This window comes from Salipiger bermudensis, from assembly GCF_017309175.1.
GTDB lineage: Bacteria > Pseudomonadota > Alphaproteobacteria > Rhodobacterales > Rhodobacteraceae > Salipiger > Salipiger bermudensis.
This window is the reverse complement of the sequence record NZ_JAEKJV010000007.1, coordinates 133,400-150,081: the sequence shown is the minus strand read 5'-3', so window position 1 is coordinate 150,081 and position 16,682 is coordinate 133,400. Positions and strand designations below refer to the sequence as shown.

Here is a 16,682-nt window from a genome sequence, read left to right as displayed (position 1 = left end):
CCTGCCCCGCCCGGCTGTTCTATCGCGCCGCGGACAGGAGGACAGCATGGCCGGCAACGTGACACGCAAACGCATCTGGGGCTGGTTCTTCTTCGACTGGGCCAGCCAGCCTTACAACACCTTGCTGCTGACCTTCATCTTCGCGCCCTATGTCAACGAATTGATGGGAGACGGCAGCCGCGCACAGGCGGCGTGGGGCTTCGGCATCGCTGCGGCGGGCTTTGTCATCGCCATCCTCGCCCCGATCCTCGGCGCGCTGGCCGATACCGGCGGCAACCGGCTGCGCTGGATCTGGGGCTTCTCGGGGCTCTACGTGCTGGGCTCGGCGATGCTGTGGTTCGCCGCGCCGGGCGACTTCAACCTGATCTCGACGCTGTTCTTCTTTGCCCTCGGCCTCGTCGGCATGGAGTTCGCGACGATCTTCACCAACGCCATGCTGCCCGACCTCGGGCGCCGGGACGAGATCGGGCGCATCTCGGGCAATGGCTGGGCCTTCGGCTACGTGGGCGGGCTGATCGCGCTGGTTCTGATGCTGGGCTTCTTCGCAGAGAGCGCCACGACCGGGGCCACCTTCCTCGGCCTCGCCCCGGCGCTCGGGCTTGACCCCGAAATGCGCGAGGGCACGCGCTTCGTGGGGCCGTTGACCGCGGTCTGGTACGTGGTCTTCATGGTGCCGTTCTTCCTTTGGGTGCGTGACCCGCGCAGCCAATCGGCCCCCAAGGGCGCGGTCAAGCGGGCGCTGACGGATCTCAGGGGCACGCTGAAGCGCCTGCCCGAAACCCCCTCGCTCTTCGCCTTCCTCGCCTCCTCGATGTTCTACCGCGACGCGTTGAACGGGATGTATGCCTTCGGCGGCATCTATGCCGCCGGGGTGCTCGGCTGGTCGGTGGTCGATACCGGCGTTTTCGGGATCATCGCGATCATTTCCGGCGCGCTTTTCGCCTGGCTCGGCGGCAAGGCCGACACCCGCTTCGGGCCCAAGCCGGTGATCGCCGTCTGCATTCTCGTGCTGACCGCGGTCGCCATCGGCATCGTCTCGGTCGAGCGCGATGCGCTGTTCGGCATCGCCCTGCCAGAGGGCTCGCGCGCCGCCGACTATGCCTTCTGGCTCTTCGGTGCCACCATCGGTGCCGCGGGCGGGGTGATCCAGGCCGCCTCGCGTACCATGATGTGCCGGCAGGCCAACCCCGCGCGCATGACCGAGGCCTTTGGGCTCTACGCGCTCGCCGGGAAGGCCACCTCGTTCCTCGCACCGCTGCTTATCGGAGTGGCAACGACGGTGAGCGACAGTCAGCGCATCGGCGTGACGCCGATCATCGGGCTTTTCGTAATCGGGTTGGTTCTGCTACGCTGGGTGCAACCAGACGGAGACCGAGCAGAATGATCCGCACCCTGACCGCCATCGCCGTGGCCGCGCTGACTCTTGCAGCCTGCGGCGGCGACCGCCCCGCCGCCACCGTGGCCGAAGAGGACCTCCCCCGGGTGACCGGGGTGCTCTCGACCAAGAGCGCCAAGAGCATGTTCGGAGCCGAGCAGGTCGGCTCGCAGCAGAGCGCCGCCGCTTACGGCTCCTATTCGCGGGGCTGCGTGGCCGGTGCCCAGCAACTGGCCGAGACCGGTCCGACCTGGCAGGCGATGCGGCTCAGCCGAAACCGCAACTGGGCCCATCCCGAGACCATCGACTACGTGCAGGACCTGAGCCGCAAGGCGGCGCAGCTTCCCGGCTGGAGCGGTCTTTACATCGGCGACATGAGCCAGCCTCGCGGCGGCCCGATGACCTCGGGCCATGCCAGCCACCAGATCGGGCTCGACGCCGACATCTGGATGCGCCCGGCAAACGATCTCAGTCTCAGCCGCTCGGCGCGGGAAAACATCTCGTCGATCTCGCTGCGACGCGCCTCGGGCGCCTATACCAACGACAACTGGACCCGGTCGCATCACGAGCTGCTGAAGGCCGCGGCCAGCGACCCGCGCGTGGCGCGGATCTTCGTCTTCCCCGGCGCCAAGGTGAAGATGTGCAACGACGAAACCGGCGACCGCGCATGGCTGCGCAAGATCCGGCCTTGGTATGGCCACCATTATCATTTCCACGTGCGGCTGAGCTGCCCGCCGGGCGCCACCGGCTGCGTCAACCAGACGCCACCGCCGCCGGGTGACGGCTGCGCCGATGCGCAGGCCTGGGTGAACAACATCCTCAACCCGCCGCCGCCCGACCCGAACGCGCCGCCGCCCAAGCCCAAGCGCGATCTCACCATGGGGGACCTTCCGGCCCAATGCGCAACCGTACTCGCGGCGCAATAGGCGCTGCACTGGCGGGCGCGATCGCCATCGCCGCCGCAGCCAGCGGCGGCGAAGCGCGTTTTGTCGCCAGCTTCACCTGGAGAATGAACGATCCGGCCTTCGGCGGGTTCTCCGGCCTCGAGCTCTCCGAAGACGGCAGCCGCTTCACCGCGATCAGCGACCGCGCCGGCATCGTCTCGGGCACCCTCGAACGACAGGAGGGGCGCATCGTGGCGGTGCAGGCCGGCCCGGTTGAGGATCTCAGGGACGACAAGGGGCAACCGCAGAGCCAGGCCGACGGCGATTCCGAAGGGCTCGCGGTCGACGGCAGCGGCCGCGTCTTCGTGTCCTACGAGGGCACGAGCCGCGTCTGGGCCTATGACACGCCCGACCGCGCCATGCCCCTGCCCCGCGCCGAGGCCTTCAAGCGGCTGCAGACCAATTCCAGCCTCGAGGCTCTGGCGATCGACGCCCAGGGCCGGCTCTACACGCTCCCGGAACGCTCGGGCGAGCTGACCCGGCCCTTCCCTGTCTGGCGCTACGACACCGGCCGCTGGACGCAGCCCTTTGAGATCCCGCGCCGCGGCGGTTTTCTCGCGGTTGGCGCCGACATCGGCCCCGACGGACGCTTCTACCTGCTGGAACGCGAGTTCACCGGCGTGGGCTTTCGCAGCCGGGTGCGCCGTTTCGACATGACCGAAGATGCGTTGAGCGGGGAAACCACGCTGTTCGAGAGCCACCTGTTGCGCCACGACAACCTCGAGGGCATCGCGGTCTGGCGTGACGAGGCGGGCGCGATCCGCCTGACGATGATCTCGGACGACAATTTCAACTTCTTCCAGCGCACCCAGCTGGTCGAATACACCGTCCCGGAATCTCTTGCCTCAAGCCCTGACAGGCCTTAAGGGGACCAATCCGCCGCGTCCGGCGCGGCCAAGTCCCCGCAACCTTGTCAAAACGGGTCAAGAAACATGACGCGCAAACATCTTCCCGGCATTCTTGCCATGGCCGCCATCGTGCTGGCCTCCAACATCCTCGTGCAATTCCTGTTCGGCCAGTGGCTGACCTGGGGTGCCTTCACCTATCCGCTCGCCTTCCTCGTCACCGACGTGATGAACCGCCTCTACGGCGCCAAGGCCGCCCGCAAGGTGGTCTTCGCCGGCTTCGTGGTCGGCGTGATCTGCTCGCTGATCGGCACCCAGATCATGCTGCAGGGCGATGGCTACACCTACCCCGCCGTGACGCTCCGCGTCGCCATCGGCTCGGGCCTTGCCTTCCTCACCGCGCAGATGATGGACGTGGCGATCTTCGACCGCCTGCGCGAAGGCGCATGGTGGCGTGCGCCGCTGGCCTCGACGCTGGTGGGCTCGGCCCTCGACACCGCGATCTTCTTCACCATCGCCTTCTCGGGCGCGCTGAGCTTCCTCGAGCCCGGCAACGACGTGAGCTGGGCCGGTGAAATCCTGCCGCTGCTGGGCGTTGGCCCGATGGTGCCGCTCTGGGTCTCGCTGGGCACCGCCGACTGGCTGGTGAAGCTCGGCCTCGCCATCATCGCGCTGGTGCCATTCCGGGTGATCGTTTCGAAGGCACTTTCGTCGCGCGCGATGGCCTGAGCTGCAGAAAACGTTTTGAGAATGGGCGGTGTCGTGCCACCCTGAAGATGCGTTTTTCAACAGCTGAAAGGAGGTGATCCAGTGTCTAGAGAAACATTGGAGAGAGGTGTCGGAACAGCCCGGAGGATGACCTGCTAGGGCAACCCCTGGCAAGACTTCCGATCGAGGTTGGCATTGCCTAACCGGCCCGCCTCCTTGACGTCTCGAATGGGTCACTCCACAGGCAGGGTGACCCATTTCCCATTTCAGACCGCCTCGCCCGGCACCTTCGGGCGCAGCGCGATGCAGGGGCCGCCCGGGAGACCGTGGCGGCCCCCGCTTTTTGTGCTAGGTCCTGCCCATGCTTGAGATAAACGACCGCATCAGCATCGAAGACTGGGAAATGACGGAACAGTTCATCCGCGCCTCGGGGCCGGGCGGGCAGAACGTCAACAAGGTCTCGAGCGCCGTGGAACTGCGGTTCGAGGCCGAGCGCTCGCCCAACCTGCCGCCGGCGGTGAAGACCCGCCTGCGCAAGCTCGCCGGGCGGCGCTGGACCAAGGAGGGCGCGGTGGTGCTGCAGGTCGACGAGACCCGCAGCCAGGCGCGCAACCGCGAGATCGCCCGCGAGCGCCTCGCAGAGCTGATCCGCAAGGCGCTGGAGAAGCCCAAACGGCGCATTCCCACGCGGCCGACGCTGGGCTCGAAACGCCGCCGCCTTGAGGGCAAGAAGCAGCGCGGCGAGGTCAAGGCGCTGCGTGGCAAGGTCGATCCCGGCAACTGAGACCGTGCGCCGGCCTCAGATCACCCGCACCTGGGTGCCGATCGGGGCCACCGCGAAGAGCTCTTCGATCTTCTCGTTGTAAAGGCCGATGCAGCCGTCCGACGACTTGCGCCCGATCTTGCGCGTATCATGGGTGCCGTGAATGATGTAGGCCGGCCAGCCAAGATACATCGCGTGCGTACCAAGCGGGTTGTCCGGGCCCGGCCCGATGGGCTTCCAGTCGGGGTAGCGCTCGAGCTGCGAGGGGGTGGGCGTCCAGGACGGACCGACCTTTTTGCGCACGATCTCGGTGTAGCCGCGCTTGGTCAGCTCCTCGGTCAGCGGCACCGATGTTGGATAGATCCGGTAATCGCTGCCGTCGCCGTTCCAGAAATGCAGCGCCCGCGAGGTGGTGTCGCAGACGATGCAGGCCTTTCCCAGCGCGTCGAAGTGATCACGCCAGTCCTGCATGGCAAAGCTCGAGATGTTGCGGCGCGCGCCGTCCTGCGCGCGCGCCATGGCCGGAACCATCAGCGATCCGGTCGCGGCGGCGCCAAGCGTCAGCGCAGCGCGCCGGGTGAAGCGGGTGGACATTGGGACTGCTCCTGTTTCTTCCGTGGCCTCTGCGGGCCACGGCGCTGATTCAGCAGCCCTGCCTTAAGCCAAGCTTAAGCTGCGCGCTCAGCCCTCGGACCCGTCCGGACCGGTCGCGTCTTCGCCCGCCATCGCCACCAGCGCGGGCACTTCGGAGCCGTCTGTCCACTTGCCAGCCTCTTCCTTCGTCAGCACCACCACCTTGGTGCCATTCTCGACCTGCTCGGCAAGATGGATCACATCCTGGTTGAACATGCGGATGCAGCCCGAGGAGGTTCCGTGCCCCACCGTCCAGGGGCTTGGCGTGCCGTGAATGCGGTAGAGCGTGTCGCGGCCATTCTTGTAGAGATAGAGCGCCCGCGCGCCGAGCGGGTTCTCAAGGCCGCCCGGCAGGCCATTCCTGACCGGACCGTACTCCTCGGGATCGCGGCGCAGCATGTTCGCGGTCGGTGTCCAGTAGGGCCAGTCGCGCTGAAACGGGATCGTCGCTTCTCCAGAGAAGCCGTAGCCCTGCGCGCCCACCGCGATCAGGTAGCGCATGGCGGTTTCGCCGCCCTTCAGATGGTAGAGGAACCGCCCGCCGGGATCGACCACGATGGTGCCGGCCTCATAGGGCGCATGATACGGCACCAGCTGCCGCTTTCGAAACTCGGTGAGATACTTGTCGTCGATGGCCGGGACTTCGAAGCCGTTGTCGACAGTCGCCGCGTACATCGCCCGGGTCTCGTCGCTGATCTCGCCAAGCTGGTTCGGCGGCGGCGCCATCGCGCAGGCTCCCAGCACGGCAGGCAGCGCCAGCATGGCAAGGCATTTCAGTCTCAGACTGGTTAGTGCGATCATGGAAGGTCTCTTGTCCTCTCGACCCGCTGCCGTGGCCGGTCCCGGCCGTAGCCCAGATCCGCCGGCACGTGTGGCGATGCCCCCGCCCGGCCAACACGGCATGGGTGTTTTCTGTTTTATCCCTCTAACCTCGTCCGTCTGCCGGTGAGGTCAAGCAAACACCGCAACAGGCTTCCCACGAAGCGATCCCTCGCTTATATGCGCGCCATGCAGAATCCTCCCGACCTGCGCCCCGATCTGGCGCGCGCCCGCATCTCCGAGACCAAACGCGACGGCCAACCGACCATCGGCATGGTCTCTTTGGGCTGCCCGAAAGCACTGGTCGACAGCGAACGCATCCTCACCCGGCTGCGCGCCGAGGGCTACGGCATCTCGCCCGACTATGCCGGTGCCGACGCGGTCATCGTCAACACCTGCGGCTTCCTCGACAGCGCCAAGGCCGAGAGCCTCGAGGCCATCGGCGAGGCGCTGAACGAGAACGGCAAGGTCATCGTCACCGGCTGTCTCGGCGCCGAGCCCGACTACATCACCGGCGCCCACCCCAAGGTGCTGGCCGTCACCGGCCCGCACCAGTACGAGCAGGTGCTCGACGCGGTGCATGGCGCGGTGCCGCCGGCGCCCGATCCCTTCGTCGACCTGCTGCCGTCATCGGGGGTCAAGCTCACGCCGCGGCATTACAGCTACCTGAAGATCTCCGAGGGCTGCAATCACGCCTGCAAGTTCTGCATCATCCCCGACATGCGCGGCAAGCTCGCCTCGCGCCCGCACCGCGCGGTGATGCGCGAGGCCGAAAAGCTGGTCGAGGCCGGCGTCAGGGAGCTGCTGGTGATCAGCCAGGACACCTCGGCCTACGGCACCGACTGGAAGGACCGCCCCGAGAAGGCGCCGATCCAGAGCCTCGCGCGCGACCTGGGATCGCTCGGGGCGTGGGTTCGGATGCACTATGTCTACCCCTACCCCCACGTGCGTGAGATGATCCCGCTGATGGCCGAGGGCGGCATCCTGCCCTATCTCGACATCCCCTTCCAACACGCCCACCCCGACACGCTGAAGCGCATGGCGCGGCCCGCCGCTGCGGCCCGTACGCTCGACGAGATTGCCGCATGGCGCGCCGCCTGTCCCGAAATCGTGCTGCGCTCGACCTTCATCGTCGGTTACCCCGGCGAGACTGAGGCCGAGTTCCAGACCCTGCTCGACTGGATGGACGAGGCACAGCTCGACCGGGTCGGCTGCTTCCAGTACGAGAACGTCGCCGGGGCACGCTCGAACGCGCTGCCCGACCACGTGCCCGCCGAGGTCAAGCAGGAGCGCTGGGACCGCTTCATGGAGAAGGCCCAGGCGATCTCCGAGGCGAAGCTTGCGGCCAAGGTCGGCACCCGTACGGAGGTGATCGTCGATCTCGTCGAGGATGACGCCGCCACCTGCCGCACCAAGGCCGACGCCCCCGAGATCGATGGCAACCTGTTCATCGACGAGGGCCACGAGGCGCTGTCCCCTGGTGACATCGTGACGGTCGAGGTCGATGAGGCGGGCGAGTACGACCTCTGGGGTCGCCTCGCCTGACGGCAGTGTCACTTGTGATTCGCACGTGAAGACACACGTATAACGGGAATTTTAGCGCTACCCGCTGCATCGGAGATCACGGTAATGTGTGGACTCTTCAGAGTTTTCGCGGCTGTCAATGCACCTGACAAGAGAAAGCGGGTTTTCGCTAGGTCAAACCCGACCTTGGTGTTAAGATTACACCATCGTTAAAGCAGTAGATCGATCGTCCGTAAGCTGCCCCGGGATGATCAGGATCCGGACCCGTCCGATCCATGAGCAACCCGACTGACGGGCATCGAAGATTTTGTTTTCACTGAGACATTTCAGTCCAGAGAATGCCCTCGCCCCGCGGGGGCATTCTTTTGCGCGCGGACCGTGGCGCTTTCCGCGCCCTGCCCGCTTGCGCCGCCCGCGCCGCTGCGGCATGGCTCTGCGCCATGGCGAAACTCTATTTCAACTATTCCACCATGAATGCCGGCAAATCGACGCTGCTGCTGCAGGCCGCGCATAACTACGGCGAGCGCGGCATGGAGGTCTACCTGCTGACCGCGCGGCTCGACACCCGCGCCGGCGCGGGCCGCATCGGCTCGCGCATCGGGCTCGGGCGCGAGGCGGACACCTTCACCCCCGAGGACGATCTCTTCGCCCGCATCGCCGCCCAGCACGAAGCGCGCGACCTCGCCTGCATCTTCGTCGACGAGGCGCAGTTCCTCACCGAGGCGCAGGTCTGGCAACTCGCCCGCGTGGCGGACGATCTCAAGATCCCGGTGATGGCCTACGGCCTGCGCGTCGATTTCCGCGGCCAGCTGTTCCCGGGATCGGCGGTGCTTCTGGCACTGGCCGACACCATGCGCGAGGTGCGCACGATCTGCCATTGCGGCCGCAAGGCGACCATGGTGATCCGGCAGGATGGTGACGGTCGGGTGGTCACAGCCGGCGATCAGGTGCAGATCGGCGGCAACGAGACCTATATCTCGCTGTGCCGCAAGCACTGGCGCGAGGCGGTTGGGGATCGTGACGCGGGCATCACCGACACCGGCACGGCCTGAGACCGCTGGGCGGGGGCGCTGCCCCCTCTTGGCGCTGTGCGCCAATTCACCCTCGAGGTATTTTTGAACCACAGAAGACAGAAGCGCCGCGCCCTTGGCTTCTCTTCGTCAAAAATACTCCCGCCGGAGGCAGGCCGGCCATCGCGGCCGGGACCTCGGACGGGCATGGGCGCAGCGGCCCGGTCCGCGTCAGCTGCCGCGCTGCGGGATCACCTGCTGAACGATGCCCACGAAGATCAGGTAGATCGAGGTGGCGACAAGGCCCCAGTGGGCCCAGCTCTCGGGGTGGAAATCGACCCAGGCGGCCCAGCCGGCAAAGCCGGTCCAGGCCAGTGCAATCGGCAGGGAGACGCTGCGCCAGCGCTTGGTGCGCACCGGGTGGATGAATTTCAGCGGCAGGAACATGGCCACCGCCAGCAGCACCACGAGCACCAGCATCACCCAGAGCGCCGGCTCGATCGCGAAAAGCACCAGCACCAGCATGTTCCAGCAGCCCGGGAAGCCGTGGAACGAGTTGTCCCCGGTCTTCATGCGGCTGTCGGCGAAGTAGAGCGCGCTGGAATAGGTGATCATGATGATCGCGAACCAGCCGGTCCAGCCCGGCATCAGCCCGGACTGGAACAGTGCGAAGGCCGGGATGAAGACATAGGTCAGGTAGTCGATGATCAGGTCGAGCAGCACGCCGTCGAAGCGCGGCGCGTTTGTCTTGACGTCGTATTTGCGTGCCAGCGGGCCGTCGATGCCGTCGACGAAGAACGCCACCACCAGCCACAGGAACATGACCGACCAGTCCTCCTGCGCCGCGGCCAGCAAGGCCAGCATGGCAAAGACGGCCCCGGTCGCGGTGAGCATATGGGTGAGCAGGGCTTTGGAGGCGATTTTCATGCGCCTGTCATGCCGCATGTGACCGGCAATCGCAAACGCTCAGTCGCTTGCGGGCGGCACACGCATCAGCTGCGCCAGCGCATCGAGCTCTTGGCCGATGCCACCGCCCACCGCCTCGGCCGCGGCGCGCCGCGCGGTCTCGGGCTTGTTCTGGCCGAGCTTCCAGGTGCTGTCGACGCGCTCGACCTCAAACCGGAAGGGCAGGATCATACGCAGGAGCTTGGCCCGCGTCTCCTCGGTCATCTTGTCCATCGTCCACGGCACCTTGGGCAACCGCGCCTCGAAGAAGGCCGACTGCGCCTCCAGCAGTGGCTCAAGCGCGTCCTGAGGCAGCGGCAGGAGCCGGCCCGTCAGGTGCACCGCCACGTAGTTCCAGGTCGGCACCTGGTCGGGGCCGAGACCGTACCAGTCGGGCGACACATAGCCATCCGCGCCGCTCACCGCGATCCGGGCCGGCAGGCCACCCCTGGCCGCTCGCGAGATCGGGTTCGAGCGCACGAGGTGCAAGTCCGCGTATCCGCCATCCTCGGAGAGCAGGAAGGGCACGTGCGACAGCAGCGGCGCGCCCTCGCTCGAGACCGCCAGCGTGCCGAAGCCGCGCTGGCGCGCGAAGGCAAGGCTCTCGTCGCGGGTCGTGCCGCGAAAGGTCGGATTCGGGTGCATCTCAGGCCACGAGCCGCTGGCCATGCTGGCCGGTGATCGTCGCGGTGACGATGGCGCCCTCGGCCTGTGGGGTCGAGAGGTCCACTTCCGTGAACTGCTCGGTGCGCCCCATTGTCGGATTTTCCATCAGGATGCGATGGGTCACGCCCTGCTGCGCCGCGAGATGACGCGACACGGCGGCCTCGCCCGCGGCACGCAGGCGGGCGGCGCGGGCCTTGATGGTATTGCCGTCGACCTTGCTGGGAATCTTCGCCGCGGGCGTGCCCGGACGCGAGGAATATGGGAAGACGTGCAGCCAGGTCAGGCTGCACTCCTCGACCAGCTTCAGCGAGTTCTCGAAATGCGCCTCGGTCTCGGTCGGGAAACCGGCGATGATGTCGGCGCCGAAGGTGATGTCAGGCCGCAGGCGACGCGCCTCTTCGGTGAAGCGGATGGCATCGTCGCGCAGGTGCCGGCGCTTCATGCGCTTGAGAATCAGGTCGTCGCCGTGCTGCAGGCTGAGATGCAGATGCGGCATGAGGCGCGGCTCGGAGGCGATGGCGAGCATCAGGTTGTCGTCCGCCTCGATGCTGTCGATCGAGCTGATGCGCAGGCGCGGCACATCGGTCAGCCGCAGGATGCGCATCACCAGATCGCCCAAGCGCGGCGTACCCGGCAGGTCGGCGCCCCAGGAGGTCAGGTCGACTCCGGTCAGAACCACCTCGTTGAAGCCCTTCTGCACCAGACGCTTGATCTGGTCGACCACGACGCCGGCAGGGACAGAGCGCGAATTGCCCCGACCATAGGGAATGATGCAGAAGGTGCAGCGGTGGTCGCAGCCGTTCTGCACCTGCACATAGGCGCGCGAGCGGGTGCCGAAGCCGTCGATCAGGTGGCCGGCGGTCTCGGTCACCGACATGATGTCGTTGACCTGCACCTTCTCGGTCTCGCCGATGAAGCCATTGGACAGCCCCGCCCAGGTGTCGGGCGACATCTTCTCGGAATTGCCGATCACCGCGTCGACCTCGTCCATCGCGGCGAAACTGTCCGGGTCGATCTGCGCGGCACAGCCGGTGACGATGACGCGGGCCTCGGGATTCTCGCGGCGCAGGCGGCGAATCTCCTGCCGCGCCTTGCGCACCGCCTCGGCGGTGACGGCGCAGGTGTTGACCACCACCGCGTCGCCGACGCCGGCCTCTTCGGCCAGCGCCTTCATCGCCTCGGTCTCGTAGGCATTGAGCCGGCAGCCCAGCGTGGTGAACTTTGGTGCGCTCATCGGGCCGCCTCCAGCCAGGCAGGGCCGAAGCTGCCGTCGAACACATGCGCCGTGGCGCCGGTCATCCAGACGCCATCGTCGCGCCAGTCGATCTGCAGCGTGCCGCCATCGAGCTCGAGCGTCACCTTGCGGCCCGTGAGACCGCGCCGCGCCGCCGCCACCGCGGTGGCGCAGGAGGACGAGCCCGAGGACAGCGTCACGCCGACGCCGCGCTCCCAGACCCGCATGCGCAGGTGATCGGGGCCGATCAGGCTCGCCACCTGCACATTGGTGCGCTGCGGATAGAGCGGGTGATGCTCGAATCGCGGCCCGAAGGCCTCGAGATCGATGGCCTCGGCATTCTCGACAAAGAAGGTGCAGTGCGGGTTGCCCATGCCTGTGGCCACCGGCTTGCCCTCGATCGGCAGCGCAAGCGTGTCCATCTCGGAGGCCAGCGGGATGTCCTGCCAGTCAAGCTGCGGGTGGCCCATGTTGACCGAGGTCAGCCCGTCACCCGCATCCTGCGCAAAAAGCTTGCCGCGCTCGGTCACGAGGGTGAGCCGGTCCTTGCCGCTCTCGTCCATGAGGAACCGCGCGATGCAGCGGGTGGCGTTGCCGCAGGCGCCGGCGGTCGAGCCGTCGGCGTTGTAGAAGGTCAGCCGCGCATCCCCCTCGCCCGTCTCGATCAGCGCCAGCTGGTCGAAGCCCACGCCGCGATGGCGGTCGGCGATGGCGCGGGCCAGACCAGGGGTCACGGTGATGCGGCGCGCACGCCCGTCGAGCACGACAAAATCGTTGCCGAGGCCGTGCATCTTCATGAAGGACAGGGGTTCGCGCGTGTGTTCCATGGCGCGCATATACGCGCGTTGCAGGACCCTTTCCAGAGCCGCGAAAATTTCCTGTCAGAAAACTGTAAAAATGTGCTTGACCCCACCCCCGGTAATTTCTAGAAGCCGCCCCACAGTGGGCCGTTAGCTCAGTTGGTAGAGCAACTGACTTTTAATCAGTGGGTCGCAGGTTCGAATCCTGCACGGCTCACCACTGCACCAACATCGTGAGACTGATCGTTCCCTTCGGGGGCGTGCGCTCGCGATGTCGGATGCTCTCCCGACAGAGTGACGCCGCTCCGGCGCATGGAACCCCGACAGCGGCTTGCGCGTATGTCTGCGCAGCCACGGAGACACGCCATGAAGGATCCTCTCAACGCCCTCACCCTGACGCTGATCGCGGCGCTCGGCATCCTTGCGCTGATGGCTGTGCCGCATGGCGATTCGACCACCGCCCTGACGCTTCTCGCCCAGCGGTGACCGCGAGACGCTTGCCCCGCCGCTCTGCCGGTGCAACTCTGTCACCCGTGATGACGAGGTTGCACAGATGATCCCGGCGCAGGTCGGGCAGGCCCCGCTCGATACCCTGCAGAGCACCGCGCTCGAGGCGCTGGCGCAGGCCGAGAGCTTTTTCACCACGTTCGTGCGGCCGTGGAACTTCTACCAGATCGGCATTGCGCTGACGCTGTTCCTCATCGCCCACCTCATCGCGCAGGTCGTGAGCCCGAGGATGCGCGAATGGATGCGCTCGCGCGAGGGCTGGCCGACGTGGCGGCTGCGGATATTGCTGGTGCTGCAACGCCGATTGCGGATGATCTTCTTCGTGATCCTGATCTGGCACGTGATCGGCATCATGCAACAGGTCACCTGGCCGTCGCGCTCTTACCTCCTGATCGTCATAGCGAAACTCGCCAGCGCATGGCTCGGCATTGCACTGGGAACGCGGCTGATCCGCAACCCGGCGCTGCGCAGCCTCTTGCGCTATGGCGCGTGGATCTGGGTGACGATCTGGATCCTCGGCCTAAGCGAGGAAACCGTGGCGGTGCTCGACAACGTCGCCATCGAACTCGGGGAGAGCCGGCTTTCGGTCTGGCTCATCCTGCAGGGGCTGCTGGTGCTTGCGGTGCTGGTTGCCCTGGCGCGCTTCGTTTCGGGCACCAGCGCCGCCAGCATCCGGCGCAACGGCAATCTCAGCCCCTCGATGCAGGTGCTCGCGGTCAAGTTCCTGCAGGTCTCGCTTTACGGTGCGGCCTTCTTCGTCGCGCTGAAGCTGGTGGGCGTGGATTTCACCGGCCTTGCGTTCCTGTCGGGGGCCATCGGCGTGGGCCTCGGCTTCGGCCTGCAGAAGGTGGTCTCGAACCTTGTCAGCGGCATCATCATCCTGCTCGACAAGTCGGTAAAGCCCGGCGACGTAATCTCGCTGAACGACACTTTCGGCTGGATCAACGCGCTTGGCGCGCGCTACGTCTCGATCACCACGCGGGACGGCAAGGAATACCTGATCCCCAACGAGGACCTGATCACCGGGCAAGTGGTGAACTGGTCACATTCCAACGAGTTCGTCCGGCTCGACATCTTCTTCGGCACCTCCTACGGCGACGATCCCCACCTCGTGCGCCGCATTGCCGTCGAGGCGGCGCTCTCGGTCACCCGGGTGCTGAGCGATCGCCCGCCGGTGTGCCACATCGTCGGCTTCGGAGACAGCTCGGTCGATTACATCCTGCGGTTCTGGATTTCCGACCCGACAGGCGGCCTCACCAATATCCGCGGCAACGTCTACCTGGCGCTCTGGGACGCGTTCAAGGAAAACGGCATCTCGATCCCGTTCCCGCAGCGTGAGGTGCGCGTGGTCAACGAGACCCTGCCGCCGATGGCGGACCGCCCGTCGCCGCCCGGTGACGGGACGTAGCGGCTGACAAGCGCCGCCCGTCGCGTCATCTTCCGCGCAACCCGAGATCTGAGGAGGTCCCCATGTCAGACGATATCGTCATCCTGAGCGGCGCGCGCACCGCAATCGGCACCTTCGGCGGTGCCCTCGCGGCGGTGCCGCCGATCGAGCTTGGCACCACGGCGGCGAAGGCGGCGCTGGAGCGCGCCGGCGTCGAGGGCGGCCAGATCGGTCATGTGGTGTTCGGCCACATCATCAACACCGAGCCGCGCGACATGTATCTCAGCCGCGTCGCCGCGATGCAGGCGGGCACCCCCGAGACGGTGCCGGCGATGAACGTCAACCGGCTCTGCGGCTCCGGCGTGCAGGCGATCATCTCGGCCACCCAGTCGCTGATGCTGGGCGATGCCGATTTCGCGCTCGCGGGCGGGGCCGAGTGCATGTCGCGCGCGCCCTTCATCAACCCCGACCAGCGCTGGGGCAAGAAGATGGGCGACATCCGCACCGTCGACATGATGATCGGCGCGCTGAACTGCCCGTTCGGCACCGGCCACATGGGCGTCACCGCCGAGAACATCGCGCGCGAGCACGGCATCAGCCGCGAGGCGCAGGACGCCTTCGCCGCCGAGAGCCAGTCGCGCACCGCCCGCGCGATCTCGGAGGGGCGCTTCAAGGAGCAGATCGTCCCGGTGGAGATCGCCTCGCGCAGGGGCACCGTGGTGTTCGACACCGACGAGCACCCGAAGGAGACCACCGCCGAGACCCTCGCCGGCCTCCGCCCCGCCTTCGAGAAGGACGGCACCGTGACCGCCGGCAATGCCAGCGGAATCAATGACGGCGCCGCGGCGCTGGTGCTGGCCCGCGCCTCCGCCGCCCAAGCGGCCGGGCTCAAACCCCGCGCCCGCATCCTCGGCTACGCGCATTCCGGCGTGCGCCCCGAGGTGATGGGCGTCGGCCCGATCCCCGCCGTGCGCGCCCTGTTCGAGCGCACCGGGCTCGGCGCCGGGGATTTCGACGTGATCGAATCGAACGAGGCGTTTGCGGCGCAGGCGCTGGCGGTGAACAACGAGCTTGGCCTCGACCCGGCCAAGGTGAACCCCAATGGCGGCGCCATCGCGCTTGGCCACCCGGTCGGGGCCACCGGCGCGATCATCACCGTCAAGGCGCTCTACGAGCTCGAGCGCATCGGCGGCAAGCGTGCCCTCGTCACCATGTGCATCGGCGGCGGTCAGGGCATCGCGCTGGCCATCGAGCGGCTCTGACTGCCGTGGCGCAGGGGCGGGTCAGCCGCCCAGCGCCGATTTCATCGCAAGCTCCGGGAAACAGGTGGCGGGGCGGCCATTGGCCTCCTGCCACCGCCCGATGGAGCGCCGTGTCTTGAAGCCCGGCAACCCGTCCGCGCCGCCCACGTCATGGCCCCGCGCCTCGAGTGCCCGCTGCATCACCGCGATATCCGAGCGGTAAAGCCGCCCGACATCGCCCCACCGGGCGTCGAAATCGCCCATGCCATACTGGATGCGGTCGCCCACATGGCCGACAAAGAGCGCGTAGAGATCGCTCATGTTGTAATCTTTCAGCACGTAGAAATTCGGCGTCACGATGAAGGCCGGCCCGTGCCGGCCCGCTGGCATCAGCAGAAAGCCCTCGCCGCGGGCCTCATGCTCGGGGAAGGCCTTGCCCGAGACCCGTGTGATGCCCATCGCCGCCCAGTCCGCGATGCGCCGGCCCTGATCGGGCCCTTCCAGCGTGCAGGAGACCGAGGCCGGCACCCGCACCTCGAAGCCCCAGTCGCGCCCCGCCTGCCAGCCGTGGCGGGCAAGGTAGGTGCCGATCGAGGCGATGGTGTCGGCCTCGGAGGTCCAGATATCGGCCTGCCCGTCGCCATTGCCGTCGGCGGCGTAGCGCAGGAAGTTCGACGGCATGAATTGCGGCTGGCCCAACGCCCCGGCCCAGCTGCTCTTCATGCTGCGCGGGTCGACATGACCTGCCTCGGCGATGCGCAGCGCCGCCACCAGCTCGTCGGTGAAGTAGTCGGCGCGCGTGCTCATGAAGCCCTTGGTGCCGAGCACCCGGAAGGCATTGTGGCGGATCGCCACCTGCCCGTAACCGCTCTCGCGCCCCCAGACGCCAAGGACGATGCGCCCCGGCACGCCGGTCGCCCGCTCCACCGCCGCCAAGGACTGCGCGTGCCGCCGCGCCATGCGCCGCCCCACCGAGGTGGCGCCATCGAGCGAGCCGCGCGAGAAATACTTGGCCGGCGCGCCGAACTCGGCCTGCCGCTGCTGCTTGGGTGTCTGCGCCGCACTCCCCGGCGGCACAAGGTCCGGCAGATCCCAGTCCAGTGCCACGCCCGAGAACGCCGCCTCGAACGTGCCACGTGAAACGCCCTCCGAGCGGGCGCGCGGCCAGACCGTCTGCTCGAGCCAGTCGCGGAACTGGCGCTCGACCGCAGCGCGGTCCTGCGCCACGGCGGGCGTGCCAAGAGCAAGCATCAGGGTCAGGGCAAGCAGGCGAAGGCAGTG

At 67.2% G+C, this 16,682-nt stretch carries 16 protein-coding genes and 1 tRNA gene; 10 read left to right on the top strand and 7 right to left on the bottom strand.

From position 1 onward, the window contains the following. Window positions 1–46 precede the first annotated feature (46 nt). The 5 genes from JF542_RS11485 to arfB all read left to right on the top strand — a co-directional run bounded on the left by JF542_RS11485 (window position 47) and on the right by arfB (window position 4,656). Window positions 47–1,384 carry an MFS transporter gene (locus JF542_RS11485; protein WP_207075944.1) on the top strand — a complete coding sequence of 446 codons (1,338 nt, stop codon included), beginning with the start codon at window positions 47–49 and terminating at the stop codon, window positions 1,382–1,384. Beyond that, window positions 1,381–2,301: a penicillin-insensitive murein endopeptidase gene (gene mepA, locus JF542_RS11480; protein WP_207075943.1), complete on the top strand. Its 921-nt coding sequence runs from the start codon at window positions 1,381–1,383 to the stop codon at window positions 2,299–2,301. Before JF542_RS11485 ends, mepA begins: the two co-directional genes overlap by 4 nt. Further along, window positions 2,274–3,185 (top strand): esterase-like activity of phytase family protein, encoded by a 912-nt coding sequence (locus JF542_RS11475; protein WP_207075942.1) that lies wholly within the window; start codon window positions 2,274–2,276, stop codon window positions 3,183–3,185. The genes mepA and JF542_RS11475 overlap by 28 nt, the downstream gene beginning before the upstream one ends. Window positions 3,186–3,251: 66 nt before the next feature. Beyond that, window positions 3,252–3,893, top strand: coding sequence for a queuosine precursor transporter (locus JF542_RS11470; RefSeq protein ID WP_207075941.1), 642 nt, complete (start codon window positions 3,252–3,254; stop codon window positions 3,891–3,893). Window positions 3,894–4,233: 340 nt separating this feature from the next. Continuing rightward, complete coding sequence (arfB, locus tag JF542_RS11465) at window positions 4,234–4,656, top strand: alternative ribosome rescue aminoacyl-tRNA hydrolase ArfB (RefSeq protein ID WP_007794172.1); 423 nt, start codon at window positions 4,234–4,236, stop codon at window positions 4,654–4,656. Window positions 4,657–4,671: 15 nt separating this feature from the next. Here the strand turns inward: arfB and JF542_RS11460 are convergent, their stop codons facing one another. Both JF542_RS11460 and JF542_RS11455 read right to left on the bottom strand, forming a co-directional pair. Further along, window positions 4,672–5,229: a L,D-transpeptidase gene (locus tag JF542_RS11460; protein ID WP_207075940.1), complete on the bottom strand. Its 558-nt coding sequence runs from the start codon at window positions 5,227–5,229 to the stop codon at window positions 4,672–4,674. A gap of 87 nt (window positions 5,230–5,316) precedes the next feature. Then, window positions 5,317–6,069: a L,D-transpeptidase gene (locus JF542_RS11455; RefSeq protein WP_207075939.1), complete on the bottom strand. Its 753-nt coding sequence runs from the start codon at window positions 6,067–6,069 to the stop codon at window positions 5,317–5,319. Between the two features lie 198 nt (window positions 6,070–6,267). Between JF542_RS11455 and rimO the strand changes: the two genes are divergently transcribed. Further along, complete coding sequence (gene rimO / locus JF542_RS11450) at window positions 6,268–7,632, top strand: 30S ribosomal protein S12 methylthiotransferase RimO (protein ID WP_207075938.1); 1,365 nt, start codon at window positions 6,268–6,270, stop codon at window positions 7,630–7,632. Between the two features lie 419 nt (window positions 7,633–8,051). Then, window positions 8,052–8,663: a thymidine kinase gene (locus tag JF542_RS11445; protein WP_207075937.1), complete on the top strand. Its 612-nt coding sequence runs from the start codon at window positions 8,052–8,054 to the stop codon at window positions 8,661–8,663. Window positions 8,664–8,852: 189 nt separating this feature from the next. Here the strand turns inward: JF542_RS11445 and JF542_RS11440 are convergent, their stop codons facing one another. Genes JF542_RS11440 through dapF form a run of 4 tightly spaced genes read right to left on the bottom strand, consistent with a single transcriptional unit; the run spans window position 8,853 to window position 12,302 of the window. Continuing rightward, a complete protein-coding gene (locus JF542_RS11440; RefSeq protein WP_207075936.1) occupies window positions 8,853–9,548 on the bottom strand; it encodes a CDP-alcohol phosphatidyltransferase family protein in 696 nt (231 codons plus the stop codon). Window positions 9,549–9,587: 39 nt separating this feature from the next. Beyond that, entirely contained in the window at window positions 9,588–10,211 is a 624-nt protein-coding gene (locus tag JF542_RS11435) for an FMN-binding negative transcriptional regulator (protein WP_207075935.1), read from the bottom strand. A 1-nt stretch (window position 10,212) separates the two neighbouring features. Then, window positions 10,213–11,466, bottom strand: coding sequence for a tRNA (N(6)-L-threonylcarbamoyladenosine(37)-C(2))-methylthiotransferase MtaB (gene mtaB / locus JF542_RS11430; protein WP_207075934.1), 1,254 nt, complete (start codon window positions 11,464–11,466; stop codon window positions 10,213–10,215). Next, entirely contained in the window at window positions 11,463–12,302 is an 840-nt protein-coding gene (gene dapF / locus JF542_RS11425; RefSeq protein ID WP_207075933.1) for a diaminopimelate epimerase, read from the bottom strand. The genes mtaB and dapF overlap by 4 nt, the downstream gene beginning before the upstream one ends. A gap of 108 nt (window positions 12,303–12,410) precedes the next feature. Here dapF and JF542_RS11420 point away from each other — a divergent pair. The 3 genes from JF542_RS11420 (at window position 12,411) to JF542_RS11410 (ending at window position 15,422) form a co-directional block, all read left to right on the top strand. Next, window positions 12,411–12,486, top strand: a tRNA-Lys gene (locus JF542_RS11420). A 333-nt stretch (window positions 12,487–12,819) separates the two neighbouring features. Continuing rightward, entirely contained in the window at window positions 12,820–14,181 is a 1,362-nt protein-coding gene (locus JF542_RS11415; protein ID WP_207075932.1) for a mechanosensitive ion channel family protein, read from the top strand. A 62-nt stretch (window positions 14,182–14,243) separates the two neighbouring features. Then, complete coding sequence (locus JF542_RS11410; RefSeq protein ID WP_207075931.1) at window positions 14,244–15,422, top strand: acetyl-CoA C-acyltransferase family protein; 1,179 nt, start codon at window positions 14,244–14,246, stop codon at window positions 15,420–15,422. Between the two features lie 21 nt (window positions 15,423–15,443). On the opposite strand, the gene JF542_RS11405 is transcribed toward JF542_RS11410, so the two are convergent. Then, window positions 15,444–16,652, bottom strand: a complete 1,209-nt coding sequence (locus tag JF542_RS11405; protein ID WP_207076016.1) for a lytic murein transglycosylase — start codon at window positions 16,650–16,652, stop codon at window positions 15,444–15,446. Window positions 16,653–16,682 lie beyond the last annotated feature (30 nt).

Coding starts and splice junctions, on each gene's coding strand:
- JF542_RS11455 (WP_207075939.1), bottom strand. CDS start 6,069: ATGATCGCACTAACCAGTCTGAGACTGAAATGCCTTGCCATGCTGGCG.
- JF542_RS11435 (WP_207075935.1), bottom strand. CDS start 10,211: ATGCACCCGAATCCGACCTTTCGCGGCACGACCCGCGACGAGAGCCTT.
- mepA (WP_207075943.1), top strand. CDS start 1,381: ATGATCCGCACCCTGACCGCCATCGCCGTGGCCGCGCTGACTCTTGCA.
- JF542_RS11405 (WP_207076016.1), bottom strand. CDS start 16,652: ATGCTTGCTCTTGGCACGCCCGCCGTGGCGCAGGACCGCGCTGCGGTC.
- JF542_RS11440 (WP_207075936.1), bottom strand. CDS start 9,548: ATGAAAATCGCCTCCAAAGCCCTGCTCACCCATATGCTCACCGCGACC.
- arfB (WP_007794172.1), top strand. CDS start 4,234: ATGCTTGAGATAAACGACCGCATCAGCATCGAAGACTGGGAAATGACG.
- JF542_RS11485 (WP_207075944.1), top strand. CDS start 47: ATGGCCGGCAACGTGACACGCAAACGCATCTGGGGCTGGTTCTTCTTC.
- JF542_RS11410 (WP_207075931.1), top strand. CDS start 14,244: ATGTCAGACGATATCGTCATCCTGAGCGGCGCGCGCACCGCAATCGGC.
- JF542_RS11415 (WP_207075932.1), top strand. CDS start 12,820: ATGATCCCGGCGCAGGTCGGGCAGGCCCCGCTCGATACCCTGCAGAGC.
- JF542_RS11470 (WP_207075941.1), top strand. CDS start 3,252: ATGACGCGCAAACATCTTCCCGGCATTCTTGCCATGGCCGCCATCGTG.
- dapF (WP_207075933.1), bottom strand. CDS start 12,302: ATGCGCGCCATGGAACACACGCGCGAACCCCTGTCCTTCATGAAGATG.
- JF542_RS11475 (WP_207075942.1), top strand. CDS start 2,274: ATGCGCAACCGTACTCGCGGCGCAATAGGCGCTGCACTGGCGGGCGCG.
- rimO (WP_207075938.1), top strand. CDS start 6,268: ATGCGCGCCATGCAGAATCCTCCCGACCTGCGCCCCGATCTGGCGCGC.
- JF542_RS11445 (WP_207075937.1), top strand. CDS start 8,052: ATGGCGAAACTCTATTTCAACTATTCCACCATGAATGCCGGCAAATCG.
- mtaB (WP_207075934.1), bottom strand. CDS start 11,466: ATGAGCGCACCAAAGTTCACCACGCTGGGCTGCCGGCTCAATGCCTAC.
- JF542_RS11460 (WP_207075940.1), bottom strand. CDS start 5,229: ATGTCCACCCGCTTCACCCGGCGCGCTGCGCTGACGCTTGGCGCCGCC.